The following is a 9,808-nucleotide window of genomic DNA, read 5'->3' as shown; positions in this document are numbered from 1 at the left end:
AGGGCCTGGGGGAGGGCCTGGGGGAGGGGACCGAGTGACTACGAGGCGTGGCGCGGGGTGAACCTCGCGACAGCCTCCGGAGTGACGGGCGTGAAGAAGTTGACGAGGTTCCCGTCGGGGTCGCGGAAGAGCAGCGCCCGGTTCCCCCACGGCATGGTCGTCGGCTCCTTGACGAACTCGGCGACGAACCCGGTCAGGTTCCGGTGGATGCGGTCCACGTCGTCGACGAGAAACTCGATGATGACGCTGCTGTTCGCCGCAGGCCGGGCCGAGCCGGGGGCGAACAGCGGCACGGTGCGTTCGCTGCCGATCGCGAGCGTGGCATGGGGCAGGCGCAGTTCCGCGAAGTCCTCGGTGGCCCGGTCGGCCTGGACCCCGGTGATCCGCTCGTAGAACGCGACGAGGCGCGCGACGTCGGCGGTGATGATGCGGATCGAGACGAAGTCCATGGCGTGTTCCTCGGGGTGGGTGCTCGGTTGAAGGCGTCGTTGCACGGCACACCGTAGGACCGATATCGGACAGATTCTGTCCTAGTGCCCGCCCTGGGCGGGCCCGAAGCCCGACTCCCGAAGCTCGGGTTCCGGACCCCGGGTTTCGGAAGCCGGGTTTCGAGCTCCGGGACGGCCCGTTCACTCTTTCGTGGGTACGCGGAGAGGTCCGGATCCGGGACTTGAGCTTCGGGCTTCGGGAGCCGGGATCCGGACGTCGGGATTCGAGCGATGCCGTACAACCTGGGGGTAGATGAAGGGGTTTGGGGAAACCCTCCCACCCTCCCCGACCCGTCACGGCCAGCAAGTATGACTAGTCGTGACCAACTTGCGGCGGCGAGTCGCGGCTGCTTACGGTGCCCAACGTAACGACCCCGACGCGGTGTTCTCAGCACCGGCCGGGGTCTGACCCCAAGATCGAATCAGAGGCGATCCCGTGGCTGCCCCAAACCTTAGCCCTGCCCTGCGCGCGCCCGCATCCTCGCGCGCCCACCCGAAGGCCAAGCCCGGCTACGGAAAGCGCTCCGTACCGAAGCAACGCCACGACGGCGAGGGCGACTTCACGCTCCTCCCCGAACGCGAGCGGCACATCGCCGGTTACGTGGACGCGCTGCCCGAGGGTGCGGCGATGGACATCAAGTCGCTGGCCAGGAGCCAGCCGTTGTACGGACAGATGGCCGTCGGCAGCGCGCTGCGGGCCCTGGGTGTGGCGGGCCACCTGCGACACGTCCGCTGCCTGAGCGGCGAGGGCGACCAGGTCCGCTGGGTGACCCGTACGTTCTGGTCCCGCACCGCCCATGACAACGAGTGGTGGACCGCCTTCCTGGCCGCCGAGGAACACCACCCCGCACCGCAGGAGGCCACGGAGAAAGTCGTGCCTGCCCCGGGCGAAGCACCCGAGCCCGAGCCTGCGCCAGCGCCCGTACCCGTACCGGCGCAGCCACCCGCCTTGGTGGTACCGCAGCAGCGCACTGCGCAGCCGCAGCCGCAGCCGCAGTCCCGGCCGGGGCTTTCTCCTGCCTTCGCCGCCCTGGCCCGCCTCGGCCGTACCGACTCCCGCCTGGCCCTCTCCGCAGCGGACTGCGCGGCGCTGGAGCAGGCGGCTGCCGAGTGGTTCGCGCGCGGTGTGGACGCCGACTACCTGACGCACGCCCTCACCGCCGGGCTTCCTGCGTCCGTCGACTCACCCTTCGGCTTCGTCCGCCGCCGCCTCCACGACAAGCTCCCGCCCCGCCTGCCCGCCACGACCCCCGCCACGCAGGCAACTCCCGTACGCCGCCTGATGGTCGAGTGCACCGAGTGCGGTGCGCCCGGGAGGCCCGAGGCGTTCCGCGACGGCCTGTGCAGGCCCTGCCGCGAGCTCGAACCGGCCTGACGGGGGAGTCCGGCGCCCTGTTGTGCCGCTGACGCGCGCGGCTACGGTGCGCAGCAGATCACCAGCCACAGGAGGACACCATGGCTCGAAAGCTGCGCAAGGTCGGCACCAACTCGGGCAACGACGGATGCCCGACTCTGTACGAGATCCCGGGCACCGATCGATACGTCGTTCAGGGTGACCGTGTCACTGACGCAGCCGAACTCGACCAGCTCGACAACCTCGCCCCCGAAGAGGGTGCTGTCACCGTCCCGCGCGAACTGCTCGCCAACTTCGGTCCCAAGGAGCCTGTGCACGTGCCCCAGTTCATCACCTTCGACGCGTTCGGAGGCATGTTCGCCAAGCTGAAGCACTCGGCTTGGAGGCTGGAGACACGCTGTCGCTACGCCTCGGACGAGGAGACCGACACCTATCGGCAGTTCCTCGCCGAGGGCCACGTCGACTGGGACCTCGACGACCCGTGGTGCGCCGGACGGCGCGATCAGTCCGCGCTCGGCAAGCGGTTCGAACGCGTCCGCATTCTCGACGAGCCGCCCACCCCCGGGCAGCGCTACCTCCTCGACAACGCCCGTCGCAACACTGCGGTGGGCGAGAACATCCGCGTGCTGCCCCGCAGCAGGGCCGACGAACTCAAGTTGCTGCAGAAGGACTTCTGGATCTTCGACAGCCGAGTTGTCGCCCTGCTCCACCACAACGACGCTGACGAGATGACCGGGGTCGAGCTGATCACCAACCCCGTGGATGTCCTGCGATACGCGCAGGTCCGCGAGGCCGCCTGGCACCACGCCGTGCCCTACGACCAGGTGCAGAGGTAGCTTCGCCGTGTGAGCACTGACTTCCAGCACGCCCGTGAGGCGCTCGGCCGTCGGCTCCGCGAGCTGCGTGGTACGACGACGCAACGAGCACTGGCGGCCGAGTTGGGGTGGCCACAGGCCAAGGTTTCCAAGCTGGAGACCGGCCGGCAGACGGCCACCCCGGACGACCTCACAGCGTGGGCCGTGGGCACGGGGCACCCCGAGACCGCTGAGGAGCTCCACGCCCACGTCCAGGGTCTGGAGACCCGCACCCGCTCTTGGCGCCGCCAGCTGAGCGCTGGTCATCGCCCGGTGCAGGACACCCTCACCGTCGAGTACGAGCGTTCATCCGAACTGCGGGCGTGGCAGGGGGCGATGGTTGTCGGAATGCTTCAGACCCCGGACTACGCCCGGCACGTCTTCACCGGGTTCGCCGCGCTCTACCAGTCGCCGCGCGACATCGAAGCGGCGGTGCGGGCCCGCATGCAGCGCCAGGACCTGCTTTATCGGTCGGGCCGAACATTCGACATCGTCATGTGGGAGGCCGCTCTTCACGCCGGAGTGTGCCCTCCCGAGGTGCTCTCCGCCCAGCTCGACCGACTCGTCGGCGCGATCGGACTGGACACCGTCCGGCTCGGCATCGTCCCGCTCGGCGCGCGGGTGACCATCCCGCCGGGGCCGGGGTTCTGGCTGTATGACGACCGGCTGGCCATTGTCGAGGACTGGCACGCCGAACTCTGGATCGACGACCCGGAGAGCACTGGTGTGTACCGACGGGTGTGGAACAGCCTCGCGGAATCAGCCGTGTACGGGACCAGCGCGCACCGGCTGATCGCACGGGCACGGGCTCAACTGAATCTCTCGTGAGCATCCTCGCGAATCGTGCCTGGCAGCCGGGGAATATTCGCGAATCGCGGCACACACTGATTCTCCCGAGCTCCTAACCTGCTGGTCATGGCCTTACGGACACATGATCCCGGCGCGGACCGGCCACTCTCCCGCGCCCCGGACCCGGTACTGATCCACCGTGAGCACGCAGTCAGCGGACTCGACGTATTCGGTCCACCATTCGTTGGTTCCCCATCCCTGTCGGAGGGACATGCCGACGTGATTCCCCTGACGAAGGCCGTCCGCCCGCGCGGAGAAACGGCGTACCGCGCGCTCCTCGGTCACACCTGCGTATGCGCCGCCTGCCGGTGCGCGCCGTGCCCGGTCGCGGTCCGGCTCACCCGAGTGTGGCGGGAGGGTCGCCAGTGAGGGGCGACCACTGCCAACAGCAGGTTCCCCTCGGGGAGTCGAAGACGTACGACGTTCCCGGCGAGCCCTGCACGACATCACCGTAGGAAACGGCTGAGGAGAAAACTTGCGAACGAGCCTCGAAGGTACGGAGACCGCCGCGCAGACCCCGTGGGGGCTGCGCCGAATGGTTCCGCTGCGCAACGGCTCTCCCTCGCCGTGGCGGTACGCGGGCGTCGACCCGGCCACGCAGACCGGCCGGTGGGTCGGGGAGGACGGGGCGATGACACCGGCCGAACTCGGCAAGCACGGCACAAGCGTGAACACCTACCCGCCCACTCAGGTCGGCAAGGACGGCAAGATGGACGCCGACTCCGGCCACGACGCGACGCAGGACTAGGGAGCAGCGCCATGGACGGACGCCCGGTGCTGGTCTGCACGGAGCGCGAGGACGCGACCGCTGATCTGGTCATCGCGGAACTGAACCGCCGCCGGGTGCCCGTCGTCCGGTTCGACCCGGGGCGTGACTTCCCCGCACCTGCCGTGCTTGCCGCACACATCGGTGAAGGGGGATGGGCCGGGAGACTGACGGTCGGGGAGCGTACGGCCCACCTCTCCGCCGTGCGTGCCCTGTACCACCGTCGGCCGAGCCCCTGCCGGACGGACGGCGGTGCACAGGCGGCCCGGTTCGCCGCACAGGAGAACCGGCGCGGACTGGGCGGCGTGTTGGGCGCGCTGCCGGGGTGCCTGTACCTGAGTCATCCGCAGGCCATCGCGCGGGCGGAGTACAAGCCCGCGCAGTTGGACGCGGCGACCCGGGCAGGACTCACTGTCCCGGCCACCCTGATCACCAATGACCCGGGGGATGCCGCGCAGTTCTGCGCAGGACAGCCCACGATCTACAAGCCCCTGCACGCGGGGGCTTACGACGTCGAGGGTGAGCCTGCCGGGATCTGGGCCGCCCAGGTCGAGGCCGGCGAGATCGACGGCGCGGTGAGCCGTAGCGCGCACCTGTTCCAGGCGCGGGTGCCCAAGGTGGCGGACGTGCGGGCGGTCGTGGTCGGTGAGCGGGTGTTCAGCGCCCGGATCACCGGGCCGCCGGGGGTCGTGGACTGGAGATCCGAGTACCGGAACCTCGCCTACGAGCCGGTCGCCTGCCCGGAGGAGACGCGTGAGGCACTGGTGTGCTTCCTCACCGAATTCGGGCTGGACTTCGGAGCCTTCGACTTCGCCGTGACCGGCGACGGCGCTTGGTGGTTTCTGGAGTGCAACCCTAACGGCCAATGGGCGTGGCTCGAAGACGCGGCCGGACTGCCGATCACCGCCGCAATCGCGGACCTGCTGGAGAACGGAGCGAGCCGCCATGACTGACCTCCTGACCTCGAAGGGCCTGCGCGCCGATCTCGCGCGGCGTCTGTCGGACTCCGGCACTCTGCGCACCCCGGAGTGGGAATCGGCTGTCATGACGGTGCCCCGCGAGGCATTTCTCGCGCACGGCTGGTTCGAGTACGAAGACGGCGGCTGGTACCGCCCGGCATGCGGGGGCTCCCCGGGAGGACTCACCCGGATCTACCAGGACGACACCCTCGTGACGCAGGTGGCCGGTGGTGTTTTCCCCGACCAGGTCGAGGGGCGCATCGCCTCGGCCCCCTCGTCGTCTTCGACCCTGCCGAGCCTGGTCGTGCGGATGCTCGAAGACCTGCGGGTGTCCAAGGGGGCGCGCGTGCTTGAGATCGGTACGGGCACGGGCTACTCGACCGCGCTGCTCTGCCATGTCGTCGGCGAGGACGACGTGACCACGGTCGAGGTCGATGCCGAGGTGTCCGCCCGCGCGGGAACGGCCCTCGCGGGGGCCGGGTACTGGCCTTTCCGTGTGGTCGGTGACGGCCTGGCGGGCTACGAGGAAGGGGGCCCGTACGACCGCGTGATCGCTACGTGCGCGGTGCGCACCGTGCCGGCCGACTGGCTCGCACAGACCCGGCCGGGCGGCGAGATCCTGGTCACGGTCGGCGGGTGGATGCACGCATCCGAACTCGTACGGCTCACCGTCGCCGCCGACGGCACGGCCGACGGCCCGGTTCTCGGCGGACAGGTCTCGTTCATGCTCGCCCGGCCCCATCTTCCGCCCCCACTGGGCATCCTGCCGAACCTCGGCGAGGGCGACGCGGTGCCCGCCGAGCTGGGCGCGGACGCGCTCGACGACTGGACGGCCCGTTTCGTCGCACAGTTCGCCGCGCCCCGCGCGCAGCGGCTCACGCTGGAACGTGACGGCCGGACGGAACACCTCGTGATCGACGTGAACGCCGGATCCTGGGCGTTCCTCTTCCGGGACGGCGGACGATGGATGGTTCGGCAGGGCGGCCCGGTGCGTCTGTGGGACGAGATCACCGAGCGTGTCTCGCAGTGGCAGACGGACGGTCAGCCGTCGCCCGACCGCATGCGGCTGCACGTCGGCCCCGACGGGCAACGCCTCACCTGGGCGTGACCGCAGACTGACAGCCTACGAGCCACGCCACTTCAGCCGCTGCCTCCCGCCCCACCACCTCGCGCGCCGGTGGGGGTGGTGGGGCGAGGGCCGGATACTCGGGGCCGGTCATCCGTGGTGCTTGGCGAACTCCACGAGACCGGTGAACCCCTCGTTCGTCAGGGTCAGGTGCGGGCCGTCCGGCGTCTTGCTGTCACGGATCAGGAACTCACCGGTCGCGTGCGCGTGGTCGGGCGCCCACTCGACGCACTGCCCCTCACCGCCGCTGTAGGTGCTCTTGACCCACCGTATGGACCGAGGGTCGGGCGTGCTGCTCATGTGGCGTGATCCTCCATGATCTTGCGAATCAGGGTCAGTGACTCTTCCTCGGACAGCGCCGCCATGCGAAGCCGGTCGAACATGCTGACGGCTGTCGCCACCACGCTAGAGGTGTCGTCCACCTGTCCGCCATGGGTGGGAGTCTCGGCGTAGACCGCGTGGGGGGTGTCGTTCAACGAGAGCAGCGTAAACGGCAGGTGGCTGGGCGCGGCACCCGCTTTGTAGGGCAGTACTTGGACCGTGACGTGGGGTGATGTCATCTGCGCGATCAGGTGCTCAAGCTGCCCGATCATGACGGCCCGGCCGCCGACGCATGCGCGCAGAACGGCTTCATGGATCACCACCCACAGGAGCGGCGGTTCGTCGCGTTCTATGACGACCTGCCGCCTGATGCGCAGCTCGACGCGCCGTTCGATTTGCTCCGCCGTCTCGCGAGGGAAGGCGGCGCGGATGACGGCCCTCGCGTACTCCGGCGTCTGCAACAGGCCCATGAGAAACGTGCACGAGTAGTCAGTGATCCCGCTCGCGGACTCCTCAAGGGTGATGTACGGCACGAACCATTCGGGATGCCCCTGCTTGCTCAGCTTGGCGCGCAGCCGGGCGTACACGCCGGGCGTTCCGGCCACGCGATCCATGGCCTCCGCGAAGGGGCCCGACGCGAGCACGGCGCCGTTCTCGACCTTGCTGACCTGTGCCTGTCGGTAGTGCAGCTTGTCCGCGAACTGTTCCTGCGAGAGCACCAGGGCTTCACGCAGTGCTTTGGTCTCCTCGCCGAAGTACACGGCACCGTTCGCGGGCTCCCGTGCCTGGTCAGCGCCTTCGCTCACCTGTTCAACTCCCTGGTATTCCGCCTGCGTTGGAATGGGTCCAGATCTATCGAGCGTGCGTGGTTCCAAGCCATGGTGTGAGCAAGGAGTTACGCAGAGCAGTGGGGCCGAAGGGTCAATGGCGTACGGAGTGGCAGACATGGCGACGAAAGACAACGGGCGGCAGGCGGCGGGAAACGGGATCGGGGACGCCGAGCGGGCGCGCGACGAACTGAGCGACGCGCTCAAGGCGGTGGGGGTGAAGCTGCCGTCCCTGTCCCTCGACGCCGTCTCCTGTGCCGGGGCCGTCCCGCGCGTGCTGATCGACCTGGGGCGCTGCAACGTGGCGACGGCCCACGCGCTCGCCGCCGCGCTCCGGCTCCGGGGCGCCGGACGCCGGCAGGAGGCGGCGCGGTGACCCGGCGGGTGTTCCGCTACGTTCCGTTCTCCGTCGAGCAGGACGCGACGGCGGAACCGGAGTACGAGGCCCGTTGTGTGTCCGGCGACGAGATCGAGTGCGGCGTGGAGTCGGGTGCGTACAACGACCCCGGACCGGTGGAGGAGTGGCAGCGCAGGCACACGCAGGAGACGGGGCACCGACGCTACCGCCGGAACTTCGGCGACTACGCGGTGCTGCGGCCGTTGGTGTGCGGAGGTGCGTCGTGATGCTCGCCCCCGCTGCCGGACGGCCGTGGCGGGATGTGTGGCCGCTCGTCGCGCAGACCGATGACGGCAACCCATGGGGGACGGGCGCCTGTTGGCTGTACTGCCGACGCGATGGCGTGCGCGTGCTGTGGGTCGGCTCCGTGAAAACCCCCGGCGCGACGGGCGACGTGTACGCGTGCGGCCCATGCCTGGTGGAACTCGACGCCATAGTGCGGGCCCAGGCGCACGGTCGGGACGGGGCCGGCGGCCGCGCCATGCAGGCGGCGGCGCTCGCCGTGCCCACTCATGCGCCCTCGGACGGGCCCGGGACGGCGGTGTGCGAGCACCGGCGGACCGTGAGTCGCCACGGCAAGACCTTCTGCCGGGCCTGCGAGCGACAGCTCTACCTGTGACAAGTCCACCCCTGGGCCGCAGCCCGTCACCGGTGCCCGGAGGGGGCAGGTTCATTGCGCCCGATTGCGCCGCCCGTCATGCAGCCACTCGGGGAGGAGGAACTGTGGTTCACCAACGACGAGGAAGTACGCCTGTATGAGCGGGCGTGGGAATGGTTCGCTCCTCGGTCACACCTGCGTGTGCGCCGCCTGCCGGCGCGCGCCGTGTCCGGTCGCGGTCCGGCTCACCCGAGTGTGGCGGGAGGGCCGCCAGTGAGTGGCGACCGCTACCGGCGATCCATGGCCTCAGGATCGACAGAAGTGCGTTTGTAGTGACATGGGTAGGGATAGGGGTCCCCACCGTCCGCGTAGACAGTTCCGTCCATCTGCAACTCCCCATGCTCCAAAATGAATTGCAGAGTCTGGATGTCGTTGTGATTCTTGAATTTGAGTACCAGATAGGGCGGTAGGCCAGGGTCTTTGTTGACCCCATGTCACTTCCCGTCGGATGAACGGCGTGTCACCTGCGCGTCCGGCACGGGGCCGTCCCTCCAGATCCTCGGCGACCTCACGCCGCAGTGACATGCCGCCAGGAGGTGGTGCAGCTCAGGAGCGACCTCAGGTGATCGACATCGGTGCAGCACTGGCCGATGACCGAACGGTCGTCGTTGGTCGTCGTGGGCTGCCCTTCGACGGCCTCGGATGGCCCGCGGACCGCTTGGTCCGGAAGCGACTTGAGTGAGCCCTCGCTCTTGGTCCGGTATGCCTCTCACCTGCTGCGATGGCTGCTGCGAGCCAAGATTGGAAGTCCATTCAGGGCGCTGGGGCATAAGTAGACATATCACTCTTCGCTCGATACGGTCGAACTTACGAACGCCATAACTGCAGCAGTACCAGCGAGCAGAGAAAATGGCGTCGCGCCAGAGGGCGCATTCATCGGCCCGAATGGTGCCCAGCGCAGAGTCTAGATTCCAGTTCTCCGGTCCAGCGGAGCTAGCGATGCTCCCGGCCGAAGGCTGGGTGCCGTCGGCGCCTACCAGTCGCGAAAGGGAAGACAGCTATGCGCGCAAAGCGAACCATCGCACTACTGACGTGCCCCCTGCTCGGAGCCGCCGCCCTTACGCTCTCACCCGCGGCCGTGTCGCAGGCCTCGGAAAACTCGGTGGCCCCCGCTTCGGTAAAGATTGACCCTCCCCCTCCCCCTCCCGCCGCGCAGCAGGGAACGCAAGACGGACGGGCGGACGGGTCAGCGGACGGCGACAACTGCAC

At 69.0% G+C, this 9,808-nt stretch carries 12 protein-coding genes; 9 read left to right on the top strand and 3 right to left on the bottom strand.

Annotation, left to right across the window (positions count from 1 at the left end; translation table 11 throughout):
* Positions 1 to 38: 38 nt before the first annotated feature.
* Positions 39 to 449: a VOC family protein gene (locus EES42_RS06880; protein WP_124717132.1), complete on the bottom strand. Its 411-nt coding sequence runs from the start codon at positions 447 to 449 to the stop codon at positions 39 to 41.
* Between the two features lie 475 nt (positions 450 to 924).
* On the opposite strand from EES42_RS06880, the gene EES42_RS06875 reads away from it, so the two are divergent.
* The 6 genes from EES42_RS06875 to tgmC all read left to right on the top strand — a co-directional run bounded on the left by EES42_RS06875 (position 925) and on the right by tgmC (position 6,378).
* Complete coding sequence (locus tag EES42_RS06875) at positions 925 to 1,863, top strand: MarR family transcriptional regulator (RefSeq protein ID WP_206433381.1); 939 nt, start codon at positions 925 to 927, stop codon at positions 1,861 to 1,863.
* An 80-nt stretch (positions 1,864 to 1,943) separates the two neighbouring features.
* A complete protein-coding gene (locus EES42_RS06870; protein WP_124717131.1) occupies positions 1,944 to 2,678 on the top strand; it encodes a DUF6879 family protein in 735 nt (244 codons plus the stop codon).
* A gap of 9 nt (positions 2,679 to 2,687) precedes the next feature.
* Entirely contained in the window at positions 2,688 to 3,524 is an 837-nt protein-coding gene (locus tag EES42_RS06865; RefSeq protein WP_124717130.1) for a helix-turn-helix domain-containing protein, read from the top strand.
* Positions 3,525 to 4,020: 496 nt separating this feature from the next.
* Positions 4,021 to 4,293, top strand: coding sequence for a putative ATP-grasp-modified RiPP (gene tgmA / locus EES42_RS06860; RefSeq protein ID WP_241196257.1), 273 nt, complete (start codon positions 4,021 to 4,023; stop codon positions 4,291 to 4,293).
* 11 nt (positions 4,294 to 4,304) lie between these two features.
* On the top strand, positions 4,305 to 5,264 hold the full coding sequence (gene tgmB, locus EES42_RS06855; RefSeq protein ID WP_124717129.1) for an ATP-grasp ribosomal peptide maturase: 960 nt from the start codon (positions 4,305 to 4,307) through the stop codon (positions 5,262 to 5,264).
* Positions 5,257 to 6,378 (top strand): ATP-grasp peptide maturase system methyltransferase, encoded by a 1,122-nt coding sequence (tgmC, locus tag EES42_RS06850; protein ID WP_124717128.1) that lies wholly within the window; start codon positions 5,257 to 5,259, stop codon positions 6,376 to 6,378. Before tgmB ends, tgmC begins: the two co-directional genes overlap by 8 nt.
* Positions 6,379 to 6,486: 108 nt before the next feature.
* Here the strand turns inward: tgmC and EES42_RS06845 are convergent, their stop codons facing one another.
* Both EES42_RS06845 and EES42_RS06840 read right to left on the bottom strand, forming a co-directional pair.
* Positions 6,487 to 6,696 carry a DUF397 domain-containing protein gene (locus EES42_RS06845; RefSeq protein WP_124717127.1) on the bottom strand — a complete coding sequence of 70 codons (210 nt, stop codon included), beginning with the start codon at positions 6,694 to 6,696 and terminating at the stop codon, positions 6,487 to 6,489.
* Positions 6,693 to 7,523, bottom strand: a complete 831-nt coding sequence (locus EES42_RS06840; protein WP_124717126.1) for a helix-turn-helix domain-containing protein — start codon at positions 7,521 to 7,523, stop codon at positions 6,693 to 6,695. The genes EES42_RS06845 and EES42_RS06840 overlap by 4 nt, the downstream gene beginning before the upstream one ends.
* 139 nt (positions 7,524 to 7,662) lie before the next feature.
* Here EES42_RS06840 and EES42_RS06835 point away from each other — a divergent pair, with 139 nt between their 5' ends.
* Genes EES42_RS06835 through EES42_RS06825 form a run of 3 tightly spaced genes read left to right on the top strand, consistent with a single transcriptional unit; the run spans position 7,663 to position 8,560 of the window.
* Positions 7,663 to 7,920 (top strand): hypothetical protein, encoded by a 258-nt coding sequence (locus tag EES42_RS06835; RefSeq protein ID WP_124717125.1) that lies wholly within the window; start codon positions 7,663 to 7,665, stop codon positions 7,918 to 7,920.
* The gene (locus EES42_RS06830; protein ID WP_124717124.1) at positions 7,917 to 8,168 is read left to right on the top strand and encodes a DUF7848 domain-containing protein; all 252 of its coding nucleotides are present in this window, start codon (positions 7,917 to 7,919) and stop codon (positions 8,166 to 8,168) included. Before EES42_RS06835 ends, EES42_RS06830 begins: the two co-directional genes overlap by 4 nt.
* Positions 8,168 to 8,560, top strand: coding sequence for a hypothetical protein (locus EES42_RS06825; RefSeq protein WP_124717449.1), 393 nt, complete (start codon positions 8,168 to 8,170; stop codon positions 8,558 to 8,560). The genes EES42_RS06830 and EES42_RS06825 overlap by 1 nt, the downstream gene beginning before the upstream one ends.
* The last annotated feature ends 1,248 nt before the right edge of the window (positions 8,561 to 9,808 follow it).

Origin of the sequence: Streptomyces sp. ADI95-17, from assembly GCF_003846175.1 — a bacterium.
GTDB lineage: Bacteria > Actinomycetota > Actinomycetes > Streptomycetales > Streptomycetaceae > Streptomyces > Streptomyces sanglieri.
Note: the sequence above shows the minus strand (reverse complement) of the source record. Positions and strands in the feature narration are given on the sequence as shown.